Source organism: Streptomyces sp. NPDC046925, from assembly GCF_040644915.1.
GTDB lineage: Bacteria > Actinomycetota > Actinomycetes > Streptomycetales > Streptomycetaceae > Streptomyces.
The window spans coordinates 313,075-328,713 of the sequence record NZ_JBEYWZ010000002.1; the positions used below are offsets into that span (position 1 = coordinate 313,075).

At 70.7% G+C, this 15,639-nt stretch carries 14 protein-coding genes; 7 read left to right on the top strand and 7 right to left on the bottom strand.

All coding sequences use genetic code 11. The features are described from left to right. Positions 1-69: 69 nt before the first annotated feature. Genes aztC through aztB form a run of 3 tightly spaced genes read right to left on the bottom strand, consistent with a single transcriptional unit; the run spans position 70 to position 3,170 of the window. Entirely contained in the window at positions 70-1,056 is a 987-nt protein-coding gene (gene aztC / locus ABZ906_RS07800; protein ID WP_361378833.1) for a zinc ABC transporter substrate-binding protein AztC, read from the bottom strand. Next, positions 1,053-2,288, bottom strand: coding sequence for a hypothetical protein (locus tag ABZ906_RS07805; RefSeq protein WP_361378836.1), 1,236 nt, complete (start codon positions 2,286-2,288; stop codon positions 1,053-1,055). The genes aztC and ABZ906_RS07805 overlap by 4 nt, the downstream gene beginning before the upstream one ends. A 21-nt stretch (positions 2,289-2,309) precedes the next feature. Then, on the bottom strand, positions 2,310-3,170 hold the full coding sequence (aztB, locus tag ABZ906_RS07810; RefSeq protein WP_361378839.1) for a zinc ABC transporter permease AztB: 861 nt from the start codon (positions 3,168-3,170) through the stop codon (positions 2,310-2,312). Between the two features lie 15 nt (positions 3,171-3,185). On the opposite strand from aztB, the gene aztA reads away from it, so the two are divergent. From aztA to ABZ906_RS07835, 5 genes are all read left to right on the top strand, one after another. Then, a complete protein-coding gene (gene aztA / locus ABZ906_RS07815) occupies positions 3,186-3,929 on the top strand; it encodes a zinc ABC transporter ATP-binding protein AztA (protein WP_361378842.1) in 744 nt (247 codons plus the stop codon). A gap of 140 nt (positions 3,930-4,069) precedes the next feature. Continuing rightward, on the top strand, positions 4,070-4,240 hold the full coding sequence (rpmF, locus tag ABZ906_RS07820) for a 50S ribosomal protein L32 (protein ID WP_361378845.1): 171 nt from the start codon (positions 4,070-4,072) through the stop codon (positions 4,238-4,240). 5 nt (positions 4,241-4,245) lie between these two features. Then, positions 4,246-5,421, top strand: a complete 1,176-nt coding sequence (locus tag ABZ906_RS07825; RefSeq protein ID WP_361378848.1) for a GTP-binding protein — start codon at positions 4,246-4,248, stop codon at positions 5,419-5,421. A 72-nt stretch (positions 5,422-5,493) separates the two neighbouring features. Beyond that, positions 5,494-5,922, top strand: coding sequence for a Fur family transcriptional regulator (locus tag ABZ906_RS07830; RefSeq protein WP_361378851.1), 429 nt, complete (start codon positions 5,494-5,496; stop codon positions 5,920-5,922). Between the two features lie 141 nt (positions 5,923-6,063). Beyond that, the gene (locus ABZ906_RS07835; RefSeq protein ID WP_361378854.1) at positions 6,064-7,515 is read left to right on the top strand and encodes an endonuclease/exonuclease/phosphatase family protein; all 1,452 of its coding nucleotides are present in this window, start codon (positions 6,064-6,066) and stop codon (positions 7,513-7,515) included. A gap of 145 nt (positions 7,516-7,660) precedes the next feature. On the opposite strand, the gene ABZ906_RS07840 is transcribed toward ABZ906_RS07835, so the two are convergent. Then, the gene (locus tag ABZ906_RS07840) at positions 7,661-8,584 is read right to left on the bottom strand and encodes a hypothetical protein (protein ID WP_361378857.1); all 924 of its coding nucleotides are present in this window, start codon (positions 8,582-8,584) and stop codon (positions 7,661-7,663) included. Between the two features lie 10 nt (positions 8,585-8,594). Next, positions 8,595-8,990 (bottom strand): hypothetical protein, encoded by a 396-nt coding sequence (locus ABZ906_RS07845; protein WP_361378860.1) that lies wholly within the window; start codon positions 8,988-8,990, stop codon positions 8,595-8,597. 81 nt (positions 8,991-9,071) lie between these two features. On the opposite strand from ABZ906_RS07845, the gene ABZ906_RS07850 reads away from it, so the two are divergent. Continuing rightward, positions 9,072-12,842, top strand: coding sequence for a CHAT domain-containing protein (locus tag ABZ906_RS07850; RefSeq protein WP_361378863.1), 3,771 nt, complete (start codon positions 9,072-9,074; stop codon positions 12,840-12,842). 31 nt (positions 12,843-12,873) lie between these two features. Here the strand turns inward: ABZ906_RS07850 and ABZ906_RS07855 are convergent, their stop codons facing one another. After that, entirely contained in the window at positions 12,874-13,992 is a 1,119-nt protein-coding gene (locus ABZ906_RS07855) for a Gfo/Idh/MocA family oxidoreductase (protein ID WP_361378866.1), read from the bottom strand. Continuing rightward, positions 13,992-14,813 (bottom strand): sugar phosphate isomerase/epimerase, encoded by an 822-nt coding sequence (locus ABZ906_RS07860; RefSeq protein ID WP_361378869.1) that lies wholly within the window; start codon positions 14,811-14,813, stop codon positions 13,992-13,994. Before ABZ906_RS07860 ends, ABZ906_RS07855 begins: the two co-directional genes overlap by 1 nt. A 149-nt stretch (positions 14,814-14,962) precedes the next feature. Between ABZ906_RS07860 and ABZ906_RS07865 the strand changes: the two genes are divergently transcribed. Further along, positions 14,963-15,625, top strand: coding sequence for a TetR/AcrR family transcriptional regulator (locus ABZ906_RS07865; RefSeq protein ID WP_361378872.1), 663 nt, complete (start codon positions 14,963-14,965; stop codon positions 15,623-15,625). The last annotated feature ends 14 nt before the right edge of the window (positions 15,626-15,639 follow it).

Genomic DNA, 15,639 nt, shown 5'->3' on the forward strand with positions numbered 1-15,639 from the left:
GCGCGGTGGCGGCGGTGGTGTGCAGGGGGGGCTCGGCCCGGTCGGCCGGTGTGTGTTGCCGTTCGGGGGTCAGTCCCCGCTGGTGGCGGTCAGGCCGTCGGTCATGGCGGTGGTGTTGGCGCGCATCATCCGCAGATAGGTGTCGGCGCCCTTGCCCTTCGCGGTCAGCGACTCCGAATACAGCTCGACGACCTGGACCTGGCCTCCGAGTTCCGTGCGCAGGACCTCGGCGAGCCGTGTGGGCCGGGAGGAGTCGGCGAACACCGTGCGTACGCCGGCCTTTTCCATCGCCAGGGTGAGCGAGCGCAGGTCGGACGAGCTGGGTGAGGCCAGCGTGGTGCCGCTGGGGATGACCGCGCCGATCACCTTGAAGCCGAAGCGGTCGGCGAGGTAGCCGAAGACGTGGTGGTTGGTCACCAGGGCCCGCTTGTCGTCGGGAATGCGGTCGAAGGACTTCTCCATCCAGGCGGTGAGGTCGGTGAGTTGTTCGCCGTAGCGGTCCGCGTTGGCACGTATCGCGCTGTCGTCCACGCCCTCGACGTGCTCGACCACCTGGTCGGCTATCTGGCCGATGACCTTGCGCACCCGGTCCGGGTCGGTCCAGAAGTGCGGGTCCGGCTGCCCTTCCTCGTCCGCAGGACCGCCGTCGTCGGCCGTGTGGAAGGTGAGCGGGTCGGCCGCCTCGCCGGCCGCGAAGGTGGCGACGCCGGACTCGCGGGCGGCGTCCACGTGCCGCAGGACGTTCTCCTCCAGGCCCAGACCGTTGTGGACGACCAGGTCGGCCCGCTCCAACTGGGCGGCCTGCACGGCCGAAAGACCGAAGGAATGCGGGTCGGCGTTGGGTTGCATCAGGACGGTGACATCGGCTTCGTCGCCGACGATCTCCTTGGTGATGTCACCGAGGATGTTGGTGGTGACGACGATCCTCGGCTGATCCTCGCCGGTGGTGCAGGCGGAGGCGGCAGCGGCCGTCACCAGAGCGAGCAGGCCCACGATCAGGCTGCGCAGCCTCGCCGCGCCCACCCGTACGCGCTGCTTCGCCGCGGCCCCGCTCATCGGCCGGTCTCCGCCATGAGGACCGGTTCGACGTCCAGATCGAAGGTGCGTGCCACGCGCAGGTCGTCGTTGTAGTCGATCTCGAAGACCTTCTTGCCCTTGGCATCATTGACGTAGGCGCGGCTGCGGTCGATCTCGATCACGGGGGCGCGGGAGCCGGTACCGGCCCGGACTTCTCCGGTCAGGAGCGGCTTGGTCCGCGCGGTCTCCTTGCCGTCGGCGATGTCGTAGCCGTGCAGCGAGCCGTCGCTCTCCAGGACGAGCAGAGGGGAGCCCTCGCCCGCCGTATTGGCAGCGACGACGGGCCCGGTGTCCACCCTGGTCCACTTCCGTTCGGTGACGTCCAAAACCCATACGGCGTCGTTCCCGGCCGGTGCGGTGAGCGTGTCGCTGCCCGGGCGCCGGCTGAAGGAGGCGGCCCGTTCCTCGGCCGGTACCTCCTCGCCGTAGAGAATCTCCTCGGCCGTGAAGGCGCCGTCTTCCTCGCGTACGAGCAGCGCGCCGTCGGCGCAGCCCAGGACCACGCCGCGTCGGGTGACGGCGTCACCTCGGGGCTCCTCGCACTCCGCGTCCGGGGAGGCCACGCGCTTGCCCTCGCGGTCGAGCACGACAAGCTTCTTCGTGCCGCCTTCGCCGGCGAAGGCCAGGAGGTGTTCCTCGTACGGCACGACGGCGCCGGTGTAGGGGCCCGCCAGCGTCCGGGAGGAAGCGATCTTGCCCTTCTCCAGCTTGCTCCGGTCGTACAGAACGGTCTGCCCGTCCTCGTCGGTCGCAGCGGACACCGCCTTGTCGCTGCGCACCTGCGACTGGCGCCCCGCGGGGAGGGCGCCGACGTCGCGTATCGCCGCTCTGTAGTAGTGGACGTGGTCGCCGTGGTCCACCATCCAGGCGCCACTGTCGAGCACGTGGGTTCCGCCGCCCGCGTGGAGGTAGCCGAACCTTCCGTCCGTGCTCAGTCGGGCGGCGCCCTTCACCCGGGCTGTCTTGTGGACTTTGCCGGTGATGAGGTCGAGAACCCGGCTGCTTCCGCTGTCAGGGTCATTGAGGAGCAGTCGGGACTGCTGCTCGGCGGCTTCTTGTGCTCCCTCCACGTACCCGTGCGGAGTGGCGGACGAGGAGCTCGTAGCCGCTCGTGCGTCGTTGCTCTTCTCCCCCGAGCAGCTCGTGGCGAGCAATGCGGTGAGTACCAGTGCGGCCGAAGCCCACGGAGTGACGTTTCTGCGGACGGTCACGAACAATCGCCTCAGGTTCTTTCAGTTGATTTCAAGGGCGGGAGCGGGGGCGGGGGCGAGGCGCGCCCGGCGGTGACGCAGGCCCGACACCACGTGGGAGAGGAAGAACAGGCTCACCGCGAGGGCCGAGACGGTCGCGCCGGCGGCGGTGCCCAGGTGCCAGGACAGCAGCAGGCCGCCGAAGGTGGCGGCGGCGCCGAGCAATGCGGCGAGCGCCATGACTCCGCGGACACTGCGCGCCCAGGGCAGGGCCGCCGCGGGCGGGGCGATGAGCAGGCCAAGGACCAGCAGGGTTCCCACGATGTGGAACGAGGCGACGATCGCCAGACCGAGCAGGCCGAGGAGCACGGCGTGGGCCAGGCGCGGGCGCAGCCCCAGGGTCTGCGCCTTGCGCGAGTCGAACGCGAGGGCCATGAAGGCCCGGTGACCGAGGATCGACACCACCAGTGCCGCGAACAGTGCCGCCGCGAGCAGCAGGAGGTCCTGCTGCCGGACGGCGAGTACGTCGCCGAAGAGGAAGCCGGTCAGGTCCACCGCGAAGGACTGCGAGCGCGAGACGATGATCACGCCGAGCGAGAGCATCCCGACGAAGAGCAGCCCGATGCCGGTGTCCTGCGACAGCCTCGGCGTCCGCCCGAGCGCGGTGACGCCCGCCGTCATGACGGCTGCGCTGGCCACCGCGCCCACCATCAGGTTCCCGCCGAACAGCGCGGCCAGCGCGACCCCCGGCAGCAGACCGTGGGACATGGCGTCGCCGAGGAAGGCCATCCCCCTCAGCACCACCCAGGTACCGGCAAGGGCACAGATCGCGGACACCAGGATTCCGGCCCACAGGGCTCGCTGCACGAAGGTGACCTCGAACGGGGCCGTCAACCATTCCATGCCGGGGACACTACAATGACAATCATGTTCAACAAACCAAGCACCTCGCCCGCCGCACCCCGGGAACGGACCGCTCGCGTTCACTTCACCGACCTGTGCGCCGGCTATCCAGGGCGCCCCGTCCTGCACCAACTCAACGCCGAGATAACGGGGTTGGCGACCACAGCACTGGTCGGCCCGAACGGCAGCGGCAAGTCGACCCTGCTCGGCGCTCTCGCCGGTGTGATCCGCCCGACATCCGGCGAACTGCTCCACGCCGGAGACCTGCCGCCCGCCTTCGTGCCGCAGCGCGGAGCCGTCGGCGACACCCTGCCCCTCACCGTCCGGCAGACCGTTCAGATGGGGCGCTGGGGCGAGCGCGGACCATGGCGCCGACTGACCCGCCGGGACCACGCAGCCGTGGACGCCGCGCTCGACCGCCTCGGCATCGGCGACCTCGCCCCGCGCCAACTGGGCGAGCTGTCGGGCGGACAGCGCCAGCGCACCCTCATCGCGCAAGGGCTGGCGCAGGAATCGGACCTGCTGCTCCTGGACGAGCCGACCACGGGTCTCGATCCGGAGGCGAGGGAGCGGATCGGGGCGCTGCTGACCGCCCTCGTCGCCGACGGCGTGACGGTCGTCCACGCCACTCATGACCTGGGGGCTGCACGCGCGGCGGACGCCTGCCTCCTCCTCCAGGACGGCCGCCTTGCCGGGCAAGGGCGCCCCGATCAGGTTCTCACCACGTCGGCGCTGGCCCGGATCTGGCAAACCCTCTGACCCGCACGGCCGTTACCCCCTGCCCCTCACCGCGTTAACAATGAACACCGTTTTCATGTAGCGTCGGGGTTCCACTCAACGGGCGGCGTCCGTAACCCCCGATGTTCCCGAACACCATTCCTGTCGAAAGGGCCCTCGTCATGGCCGTTCCCAAGCGCAAGACCTCCCGAAGCAACACCCGCCACCGCAGGGCCCAGTGGAAGGCGAGCGCCCCGCGCCTGGTCGACGTGACCGTGGAGGGTGTGACCCACCGGGTCCCACAGCACCTCGTTCCCGCCTACCGGCGCGGCCTGCTCCGTCCGGAGGGTTGAGGGGGATGCAGTCGCGGCGCCTGCCGGTCACCGTGCTTTCGGGGTTCCTCGGCGCGGGAAAGACGACCCTGCTCAACCATGTCCTCACCAATCGCGAGGGATTGCGCGTGGCGGTGATCGTCAACGACATGAGCGAGATCAACATTGATGCCGCCTTGGTGCGCGGGGGTCAGGCCGCGCTCTCCCGGACCGAGGAGCGGCTGGTGGAGATGACCAATGGCTGCATCTGCTGCACCCTCAGGGACGATCTGCTCCAGGAGGTCGACCGGCTTGCCCGGGAGGGCCGCTTCGACTACCTGCTCATCGAGTCCAGCGGCATCTCCGAGCCGATGCCGGTGGCCGCAACGTTCGCCTTCGCCCGCGACGACGGAGCCACCCTGGACGAGGTGGCGTGCCTCGACACCATGGTCACCGTGGTCGACGCGGCCAACTTCCTGACCGAACTGGCACAAGGCGACGACCTCGCCGAGCGCGGGCTCGCACCTTACGAGGACGACGAACGCACCGTCAGCGATCTGCTGGTCGACCAGGTCGAGTTCGCCGACGTGCTCGTGCTCAACAAGCTTGACCTGGTCGACGAAGCCGACGCCGATCGGCTGCGCGGGGTGCTCACCCGGCTCAACCCCGACGCGCGGCTGATCACCTCGGTCCACGGCCGCGTCGACGCCCGCGAAGTCCTGGAGACCGGCCGCTTCGACTTGGAACGCGCCCAGCAGGCGCCGGGCTGGGTACAGGAGTTGAACGGCGATCACGTCCCGGAGACCGAGGAGTACGGCATCTCCTCTCTCGTCTTCCGGTCCGCCGCGCCGTTCCATCCCGTCCGGCTCTGGGACTTCGTCACCCGGGAGCTGGACAGCGGATCGTACGGACGCATCCTGCGCTCCAAGGGGTTCTTCACCCTGGCCGGACGCGACGGGGTGACGGGGCTGTGGTCCCAGGCGGGCTCCGTCGCCCGGTTCGAGCCCTCCGGGACGCGGGACGGTGAGGTGCCGCACGCGCAGGAGGTGGTGTTCATCGGCGTAGGCCTGCGGGCGGACACTCTGCGTACCGCCCTGGCCGAGTGCCTCATGGCTGAGGGGGAGCGGCGGCCCGCGGCCGATCCCTTCCCCGGATGGGACACCGGAGAGGTCTGCGAGCTTGAGCACGTACACGGATCGTCGCCCCTCGCGACAGCCGTCTGACCCGCAGGGGGCGGCCGAACGCGTCCGGGGTGCGCCCCGCCCGACCGTCCCCACTGTGACGGAGGCACAGCGATGTACGGAACGACCCGCGGCGAATGGCGCTCCACCCGGCAACGGGCTGCTGTCCTGGCGGCGTTGACCACCTGCGATGGCTTCACCTCGGCCCAGACCCTGCACACGGCGCTCGCGGCGGACGGGATCGAGGTCGGCCTCACCACCGTGTACCGCACACTCCACCTGCTGGGGACAGCGGGTCAGGTGGACATGGTGCGCGACGGCGACGGCGAACGCCTCTACCGACCCCGGCCCGCCGACGGACACCGCCACTATCTGCTGTGCCGACAGTGCGGCCTCAGCCTCGCCGTCGACTCCGAGGAGGTCGAACGGTGGGCTGCCGAGGTCACACGCTCCACCGGCTTCCACGCCGTGGACCACACCCTCGAACTCACCGGAGTCTGCGACGACTGCCACGACGGGCCCCAGGGACATCGGGCTACATGATGGCCTCGCGGGCAACAGCGACAGCCACTCACATAGAGTGCTCCCCCTATGAGCACACGTGTTCACATAGGGGGAGAAGGCTGGATGCGCAGATTTTTGAGGCTACTCGCGGCATTGTGTGCCGTGATAGCTGGACTACAGGTGCTTGCCGCGCCATCGGCAGGCGCTGCGGAGGTCTCGCAGGACGCCGAGGCCATCGCTAAATCGGCCGGTCAGAAGTGGGCCCTGAAGTCGCTGGCGACCGGGAAGTACGTCTCCGTGGCGCTCAAGGAGACGGACACGCAGTTGCAGTGGCGGCTGCAGGCACGCGCCGATTCAGTCGGCTCCTGGGAGCGGCTCACGCTGCACACCAATCACAGGGCGAAGACAATCGGCTTCCGGTCCGAGGTCACCGGATTCTTCGTCACGGCCGAGTTCAGTGACGGCGGGGACCGGGAGGGGATGCTCAGGGCTCGGGGCGTCAGGCTCGGACTGTGGCAGCAGTTCACACCGGTGTTCTACGCCACGGGGGCTCCCTCGGGGTCGCCTGAGGGGTCGAGGGTGCTGGCGTTGAAGGTCAGCGAGAAGGACGACACGACCCCGATGTACGTCTCCGCCGACGCGAGCGAAACAGGCGACGGTCTGTTGCGGGCGCGGGCCACCTCGGTCGGCTCCTGGGAGAAGTTCGTTCTGGAACCCGTGACCAGTGCCGGCAGCGGCACCGTGCCACAGCCTGGCCCGGCGGCCGCCTCGACTCTCGACGTGATGTCGTGGAATGTGTGCGCGAACAACAACGACGATTGCGGATGGAGCGATGAGCGCGCCGGTTACGGGGAACTCAACGAGCAGATCCAGAGCCGGCTCAAGGATCCTGATGTCATCTTCTTCCAGGAGTTCTGCGAGAAGCATGCCAAGCGCGTCGAGTGGATGCTCGAAAAACCTGTAGCAGAAGGTGGCACCGGGCGCGGATGGGATGTGCGCTTCGCCCCCCTCCACCACCAATCGGTCGGTCCCCCGGTCCAGAAGCAATGCGCCATGGGGCCCAAGCCTGAGAGCGCGGACCGGGGAGCTTACGGGGTGGCCATCGCGGTGCCCGAGGAGAACACCTGGTACAAACATCACGCCCTCTCGTCCCCGGACAATGCCGAGTTCGAGGAGCGTGCGGCTCTTTGCGCCGCTCTGCCTTCACGGGCCGTCATGGTGTGCAATGCCCACTTCAGCGCGGGCGGGGCGGACTACGGCGACCCGGACGGGGTGTGGCGCACGATGCAGGCGAAGGAGTTCGGGGACATCGTGGCAGGGTATGAGAAGAAGGGTTACCGGGTCGTTTTCGGCGGTGACTTCAACTCCGTACCGCCGGACTACACGCAGTCCGATGGCCCCAACACGATCCTGACCGACACCTACGCGGCGCACCGTGAGTGCGACGAAGGGAGCATCGCCGGGAGCCCCCGGAACGGCGAGGTGACGAAGCCACTCGGTGGCCGAAAGATCAAGATCGACTACATCTTCGCCCCGGACACCGCACAGTTCACTTCGTGCACTGTCACCCCCGACGCCGGAAAGTCCGATCACTACCCGATCTACGGGACGGTGAGCCTGCCCGCCGGCTGACGGCCACAGGCTCTCGCACGAGGTTCGCCCCGTGCGAGAGCCTTGGAGGCTCGCCAGAACACGCCATTGCCCTGCCTCTTGCTGCCTCTGCAGTCCCTGGTATCGCAGCCACGGGCCTTCTGACATCCGACAAGGCGCCCGCGGGCTATTCGGCCTTCCGGAACAGCTCCGACATCCGGTCCCCCGCCTCATGGCCGAGCAGTTCCGTCGAGTCCGGGTCGATCAGGCCGATTCGGCCCGCCAGTTCGCGGCCGTGGACGTCGACGGCGGCCTCGATGAGTCCGGCGAGTGCGTCCAGGGCGTCGCGGGCGCGGGAGCGGGCGAGCGCTGCGCAGCCGATGGCGACTAGCGCGGCCGGCCACCACCAGCAGGCGAGCAGGGCGTAGCCCACGGCCCAGGCGGCGAGACGGGCGGCGGTGCTGAAGGAGTCGTGCGCCGACTGGATGTGGCGTACGGCGGGTTCGGGAAGGGTCAGCCACAGGCGGGGCCAGAGAGCGGCGAGATCCACGCCGTAGGCGGCCTCCACGCGGTCTGCCGTGGCCTGCATGCGGTCGCCGTACCAGGTGGGGCGGTTGGGTGTGCGCAGCGCTATGCGGTTGCGGGCGTCGGTGAGGGCCTGGATCCGAGCGAAGGGCGTGGCCGGGGTCGGCACCGCGTCGCCGTCGTCGGCATCGGTGCGCGTGAGGGGGTAGGCCGCGTCGAGCTCCTGCTCCCTGCGCTCCCACTTGCGTCTGCGCCGGTCGACCAAGGCGTGCGAGAGCGGGTCGCGGGCGGTGCGCAGCCAGTACTGCTCGATCACGCCGCCGAGGAACTGCGCGGCGAGTGACGCCGCGGTCGCGGTGAGCAGGACGAAAGCGACCAGCAGTGCGGCGGTCCCCGTGCGCTCCAGGGCGGGGCGGGCGGCGAGGTCGTCCAGGGTGGTGCGCAGCCGGTCGATGTCGTTCCAGTGGCGGTGGCCCAGGGTGGTGCCGAGGGCCGAAGCGGCGAGGAAGAGGGCGCCGGGCAGGACCAGCAGGTTCAGCCAGCGTTCGGTGAGTTTGCCGCCCAGGGTGGCGAGAAGAGGGTTCATGCGGGCGCGGTCACCGTGCGGGGCCCAGGCGGCTCTTGCGCATACGGGTGTCGTTGACGGCGCAGTGCGGGGCGGGAAGCAGATCACGCGCCCGCGCCACGCGGGTGCACTGGGTCGGCCCCGGGCATACGGCCACCTTGATGTGGGGCGTGATGCCGGGGACTTCCGTGCCCCGCGACTCGTTGACAAGGCCGCGCGCGTCCCCTGACTGGCGCAGCAGCATGTCCAGGGCGCCGAAGCAGGCGGCGAGTTCGTCGGAGCCCGCGCCCGACCGCAGCAAGTCCCGTGCCTGCTCGGCCCGCTCCCGGATCCCGGGCTGCCGCAGGTCCTCCGACGAGCCGAGCAGCGCGCACAGCGCCGCTGCCGTCCTGCGGTCGGGTCGGGCGGAGTCGGGAGATGCAGTCATGGTCCAAGTGTGCCGTAAATCGTGCAGAGTTACGGGTAAGTTGACGTGCCGTCGGACGTGGCGGCTGGGGGGAGCGACGCCGTGAGGTACGACCGGGAGTGGTTCCTTGAGGCGGTTCGCGGGCGCCTGGCCCGGGCCGACAGGGCGGACGGGAGCGTGGACGCGGACGTGGTGTTCGGTCCCCTCGCGGATGCCGAACTCCGGGGACTGCTGCGGACCTGCGACCCGAGCACCGACATGGAGGCCCGGCACACGGCCGGCTGGCTCTGCGCCGCCCGCGCGATGGCCGCCCCGGGCGATGGCGGCACCGTCCACGGATGCATGGCCGGGACACTGCTCTACCCGGTGTGGGTCGCCGACCCGGCCCTGGTACCGCCGCAGTTGGCGGCGGGCTACGCGGCCAACGATCCCGCCACGCACCCCGACCCGGCGGACGCGGACGGCCCCGACGAGTGGGCGGCCCAGGTCGCCGCGTTCAAGGTCGCCATGGAGGGGCGGCAGCACACCCCGCCGCCGGACGCCTCCGAAGACGTGCGCCGCCTCCACGAGTTGGCCGTGGTCCTCGCCGCCATGCCGCTCTCGCCCGAGGCCAAGCGCGCCACCGCGATCGGGCTCGGCAGCCTCGCTGTCCTCGCCACACCCGAGTACGACTCCCGGTTCCCGGACCGGCTCAGAGGTACGGCCGGCATCGTGACCCTCACCGGCGTGAGCTGGCCGTTCGGGGATCTGGCGGACGCGGACCCGGTCCGGTACGTCCACGGTGCCCTCAAGCGGATCCCGGCCGACTCCCCCGAACGGCCACGCGTTCTCGGCGGTCTGAGCCGCCGCCTCATGGACCGCTACCTGGACTCGGACGACGCCGAAGACCTGCACGAGGCGGTGGGCATCGCGCGGGACGCAGTGGCCCAACTGCCGCCCGGCGACCCGCATCTGCCCCACTCCCTCAGCGCCCTGGGGACGGCCCTGATCCTGTTGCGGCAGGTGGAGGGGGCGACGCCCGAGGAGTGCGACGAGGCGGTGGACGTGTGCCGCCGGGCTGTCGCAGGGCATCCGAAAGGACCCGCGGCGGCGGGCCACGACCTGGGCATGGCGCTCGTCCTCAGGACGCACCACACCGGCCGCACTGCGGATCTGGACGAGGCGGTGGACGTGTTCACCGAGGCCCTGCGCGCGGCAGGGCATCCGGGTGAGACCGCTGCCCTGCGCAACGCACTGGGCAACGCCCTGCGCGCCCGCTCCGTCGCGACCGGATCCCGGGCCGATCTGGACGCGGCGCTCGACCTCATCGACCGCTCCCCTGCCTCCGGGGACACGGCGGACGGCCCGCAACTGCCGCTCATCGCTCCCGCGATGGCCCTCTACAACCACTACCTGCTCGACCCGCAGGCGAACGGTGCGGATCTGGACGAGGCGCTGCGCCAGCTGCGGCGTGCCGAGGGGCTCATGCCGCCGGGCCACCCGGACCGTCCCGCCGCGCTCGACGACCTGGGTCTGGTACTGGTCGCCTGCCATCAACGCTCGGGGAAGCCCGAGGAGTTGAACGAGGCCGTGCTGGCTCATCGGGAGTCGGTGGCACTCACCCGGGAGGGGCACGGGTCGCTCGGGCTGCGGCTGCTCAACCTCGGTGCAGCGTTGAGTCTGCGGCACCTGCTGACCGAGGACGGCGACGACCTGCGGGAGTCCCGGGAGTGCCGGCGCCGGGCCCTCGAACTGCCCGGCATGGGCCCGGCGCACCGGGCGGCGCTCCTGAGCTCGACCGGGCTCGGCCTCATGGCGGGCGTCGAGCGCGCCCCGGACCCCGTGGCCCGGCTCGACGAGGCGGTACAACTCCTGCGGGAGGCCCTCGCCCTCACCTCGCAGGACGACCCGAAGCTGCCCCGGCGCCGCCACAACCTCGCCGCCGCCCTGATGATCCGCGTCTCGAAGACGATGCGGATCGGGGACGCCCGCGAGGCCCGCGAGCTGGCCGACACGGTGATCGCGACGCTGCCCCCGCACTCCCCCGACCTGCCCCGGGCCCTCACGGTGGCCGCGGGCGCGCGGCTCCTGAGCCCCCGTGCCCTGCTGTCGTCGGCCGGCAGGGACGAGGTGGTCGCGCTGTACCGCCGGGCGGTCGAGGCCACCGCGCCCGGCCATCCCACCCGCACGCAGCGCCTGTCGAACCTCGGCGGCGCGCTGCGCACACTGGGTCCCCGCCGTCGCCGCCCGGCCGACCTGGTCGAGGCGGCGGAGCGGTTCCGGCAAGCGGCCCTGGAGCAGCAGTGCGCGCCCGTCCTGCGCCTGGACGCGGCTCGGTCCTGGGGCGAGGTACGAGCGGAGCTGGGCGACTGGGGCGGCGCTCTGGACGGCTATGTCATGGCCGTAGACCTGCTGCGCTCGGTCGCTCCCCGCCATCTCGTCCGCGACGACCAGGAGTTCCTGCTGAGCCGTACCGTCGGGCTCGGCGCCGCCGCCGCTGCCTGCGCGGTGCGCTGCGGCCGGCCCGGGCTCGCGGTCGGGCTGCTCGAACAGGCGAGGGGCGTGATCCTGTCCCACGCCTTCGACGCCGACAGCGATCTGACGCGGCTCCGGGAGAGTTCCCCCGGCCTGGCCGACCGCTTCGAAGAGCTCCGGCAGGCCCTCGACACGGCCACCGACAGCCAGGGGTTCCTGGCGGAGGAACCCGCGGGACCCACCGACGCCCGCGCCGACGTACGCCAGCGACTGGCCGCCGAGTGGCGGGACCTCACCGCCCGGATCCGTACCGAGCACCCCGAACTGGGTCTGCTGCGTCCGGTGCGTGACTGGGACGAGGACGAACTGCGCGCCACGGCCGCGGCGGGCCCGGTGGTCCTGGTCAACGTCTCCCCCTACGGCAGCGACGCCCTGATCGTCACCGAGCACTCCATCGACGCCGTTGCGCTTCCGGACCTCGATCCGCGGACGACGGCCGCACGTCGGCAGACCTTCCAGGACGCGCTGATCCGCATCGAAACTCCCGGGGTCTCCCGCAAGCAGTCGCAGCGCGCGCAGCAGGACGTACGGGAAACCCTCGCCTGGCTGTGGCGGGCGCTCACCGGCCCGGTCCTCGACCGCCTCCCCGCGGCGACCCGCGTGTGGTGGTCGCCCGGAGGCCTCCTGGGCACGCTGCCGCTGCACGCGGCGGCGCCCGCGGACTCCGCTCCGGGCGCCCTGGACCGGGTGGTCTCCTCCTACACGCCGACCCTGCGCGCCCTGCACCACGCCCGCAGGCGCGCTGACCGCCCGACGGGCAGCGGAGCGCTCGTCGTCAGCGTCGCGCAGGCCACCGGGCAGGCCCCGCTCCCCGGCGCACGCCGCGAGGCCGACCAGCTGGCCCGCCTGCTCCCCGATGCCACGCTGCTCGCGGACGCCTCCGCCACGCACTCCGCGGTCGTCTCGGCGCTGCCGCGCCACGCCTACGCCCACTTCGCCTGCCACGCCCTGGGCGACCTGGACCGCCCCTCCGGCAGCCGTCTCGTCCTGCACGACCACACCGAACGCCCGCTGACCGTCCGCGACCTGGCCCGATTACGGCTTCCGTCGGTCCGGCTCGCCTATCTGTCCGCCTGCGACACCCTGCGCACCAGCCCCGAACTCGCCGACGAGGCCGTCCACATCGTCAGCGCCTTCCAGATGGCCGGCTTCCCCCATGTCGTCGGGTCCCTGTGGCACGTCGACGACGTGATCGGGGCGGACGTCGCACTCAGCGTGTACGACACCCTGCACAGGGGCGACGGCACACTCGACGTCGCCCGCACGGCCGAGGCCCTGCACCACGCCGTCCGCACCCTGCGCGACACCTACCCCCAGACGCCCAGTCTGTGGGCGTGCCAGGTACACGCGGGGCCCTGACCACCCTTGGACCCGGCGCGGATGGGCGGGGTCACAGTGTGGCTCCATAGGGGTCGCGGTCCTCGGGTACGAGGGGGATCTCGTCGAGCTTGCTGGTGACGTGGACGGTCTCTCCGGAGGTGGCGGCTTCCTCGATGGCGATCATGGCGTCCAGTACGTGGCAGCCGAGCTCTCCGGTGGCGATGTGCGGCTTGCCTGTGCGGATGGCGCGTGCCATGTCCAGCACTCCGAGGCCGCGGCCCGATGCGACACCGACCGGCGTGACGGTTTCCCAGGCGGGGTCGCTGCCCGGCAGGGGAACGCGGGTGATCCTCACGTCTCCCGCGAACGTGTTGGGGTCAGGAAGGACGAGGGTGCCCTCAGTTCCGGTGATCTCGACGATGCCGGTCCGGGTGAGGGGTGTGTCGAAGCTGAAGGTGCTCTGGCTGACCGCGCCGCCCTCGAAACTCGCGAGGGCGGCGATGTGGGTGGGGACGCTGACGGCGAAGTCGGTGCCGGCTCTGGCGCCGGTACGGATGGTGCGGTGAGCGCGGCCGGTCGATCCCACGGCGGAGACCCGGGTGATGGAGCCGAACAAGCTGACCAGGGCCGTGAGGTAGTAGGGGCCCATGTCGAACAGCGGGCCCGCTCCCTCGGCGAAGAGGAACTCGGGGTCCGGGTGCCACAGGTCCGGGCCCGCGTACTGCATGACCGTCTGCGCGGACAGCGGGGTGCCGATGTCGCCGCGCGCGATGGCCCTGCGGGCGGTCTGCAGGCCGGGGCCCAGGACGGTGTCGGGTGCGGTGCCCACGCGAAGTCCGGCGGCGTCCGCCGCGTCGAGGAGGGCGCGGGCGCTCGGCCGGTCGATCGCGAGGGGCTTCTCCGACCAGACGTGCTTGCCGGCGGCGATGGCCGCCGAACTGACCTCGGCGTGGGCGGCGGGGACGGTCAGGTTGACGACGATGTCGACATCGGGATGCGCGAGGACGCGCTCCGCCGTGCCCCACTCCCCCACCCCGTACTGCTGGGCCTGCGTCTGCGCCCGTGCCGTGTCGAGGTCACCGACGACCACCATGCGCACATCGGGAAACGCGGTGAGGTTGGTCAGGTACTGGTCGCTGATGTTGCCGGCGCCGATGAGGCCGACGCCGACCGGAGCGTGAGCGGTCATCAGGCGATTCCCTTCGCGGCCAGATAGCGGACGGCTGCCTCGATGCCCTCGAAGATGTCACCGCTGTAGTGGTCGAATTCGATGATGGCGAACTCCGCACTGGTGGCAGCGGCGAGCGCCGCGTCGAGCGGCACCTGCCCCTGTCCCGGCGCGACCTGCCCGGTGTCGGCCGGCTCGAAGGGGGCTTCGGAGAAGAACGGATCGTCGATGATCGCCCCGTCCTTGACGTGCAGGGCCTTCACCCGCGCGCCGAGTCGTTCCAGGAGGCCGACGACGTCCTTGCCGCCCGCTGAGGCCCAGTAGAGGTCGATCTCCAGGTCGACGCCGGGGTCGAGAAGGCTCACGAAGTACTCGAAGGCGCTTGAGCCGTTGACGGTGTGGACGAACTCCTGGGAGTGGTTGTGGTAGCCCACGCGCAGGCCGTGGTCCGCGGCGCGGTCGGCCGCTTGGTTCAGGAGCGCGGCGGTCCGGGCGATCTCTCGCTCGTCGGTCCACCGGGGCGCGGGCACGAACGGGTCGATGACCAGGTCGAGGCCGACCCGCTCGGCGGCGGCGAAGGTCTCCTCGATCGTCGGGACATCCGTACCGTCGGGGCGCTGCACGGACAGCAGTTCGGCGTGCCCGGTGCGCGCCGTAAGGCCGTGGCGGTCGAGGGCATCGGCCAGCTCCCCGGAGCGGCGTACGAAGTCGAACACCTCCACGTGGCGCAGTCCGAGCCCGGCGATCTTGGCGAGGGCGGTGTCCTGGTCGGCTTCCAGGGCCTGGCGTGCGGAGTAGAGCTGGAGTGAGAGCTGTGGCGTGGACATGTGCGGGCTTGACATGTGCGGGCTTCCTCTCAGGTTCGACGACCGCGCGACGGACGCACCCGAGCAGGGCGAGGCACGAAATACCTACACCCATGTCGGTATTTGCAGCTGGAGTGACAATACCCACACCCCTGTCGGTTTTCTAGAGTGGTTAGCATCGCGACATGACTCAGCCCGGAGCGGCAACGCAGCAAGCGCCCTCGCGCAACTACCCCAAGGGCGAGCGGCGGCGTGCACAAATCATCGAGGCTGCGCTCACCGCGTTCGGTCAGGTCGGCTACCGCAACGCGAGCATGGTTCAGCTGGCAGCCGCCTGCGGTGTGTCCCGTGCCGGGCTTCTGCACCATTTCCCGACGAAAGAGTCGCTGCTCGAAGCCGTCCTCGAGGAGCGTGAGCTCCAGGACGACCAGTACTTCTTCCGCTCCGGCGCCGACCACACCGACCGCACCGACCGCACCGACCGCACCGACGGGCTCGAGTATTTCGCCAGCATGGTTCGCCTGGTCGCGCACAACCAGGCGAACCCCCTGATCGTCAGCCTCTTCGCCGTCCTGTCCAGTGAGGCAACCGCCGCGGATCACCCGGCGCGTCCCTACTTCACCGCCCGCTACGAACGGGCACGCAGCCAGATGACCCGGGCCGTCGACGACCTCGTCCGCCGCGATCTGCTCCACCCCCACGTGGACCCGGCCGGACTGACGGCGAGTCTCATCGCCCTGATCGACGGTCTCCAGGTCCAGTGGCTCCTCAGCCCGGACACCATCGACATGCCCGCACACCTCCGGAGCATGCTGCGCAACGTGATCAGCGCGGAACTGCCCGTCTGACCGGGCTTCGGATC

What these genes read in the sequence shown, in the direction of transcription:
- aztC (WP_361378833.1), bottom strand. Translation starts at nt 1,056, where the DNA reads ATGAGCGGGGCCGCGGCGAAGCAGCGCGTACGGGTGGGCGCGGCGAGG.
- aztB (WP_361378839.1), bottom strand. Translation starts at nt 3,170, where the DNA reads ATGGAATGGTTGACGGCCCCGTTCGAGGTCACCTTCGTGCAGCGAGCC.
- aztA (WP_361378842.1), top strand. Translation starts at nt 3,186, where the DNA reads ATGACAATCATGTTCAACAAACCAAGCACCTCGCCCGCCGCACCCCGG.
- rpmF (WP_361378845.1), top strand. Translation starts at nt 4,070, where the DNA reads ATGGCCGTTCCCAAGCGCAAGACCTCCCGAAGCAACACCCGCCACCGC.
- ABZ906_RS07825 (WP_361378848.1), top strand. Translation starts at nt 4,246, where the DNA reads ATGCAGTCGCGGCGCCTGCCGGTCACCGTGCTTTCGGGGTTCCTCGGC.
- ABZ906_RS07830 (WP_361378851.1), top strand. Translation starts at nt 5,494, where the DNA reads ATGTACGGAACGACCCGCGGCGAATGGCGCTCCACCCGGCAACGGGCT.
- ABZ906_RS07840 (WP_361378857.1), bottom strand. Translation starts at nt 8,584, where the DNA reads ATGAACCCTCTTCTCGCCACCCTGGGCGGCAAACTCACCGAACGCTGG.
- ABZ906_RS07845 (WP_361378860.1), bottom strand. Translation starts at nt 8,990, where the DNA reads ATGACTGCATCTCCCGACTCCGCCCGACCCGACCGCAGGACGGCAGCG.
- ABZ906_RS07855 (WP_361378866.1), bottom strand. Translation starts at nt 13,992, where the DNA reads ATGACCGCTCACGCTCCGGTCGGCGTCGGCCTCATCGGCGCCGGCAAC.
- ABZ906_RS07860 (WP_361378869.1), bottom strand. Translation starts at nt 14,813, where the DNA reads ATGTCAAGCCCGCACATGTCCACGCCACAGCTCTCACTCCAGCTCTAC.
- ABZ906_RS07865 (WP_361378872.1), top strand. Translation starts at nt 14,963, where the DNA reads ATGACTCAGCCCGGAGCGGCAACGCAGCAAGCGCCCTCGCGCAACTAC.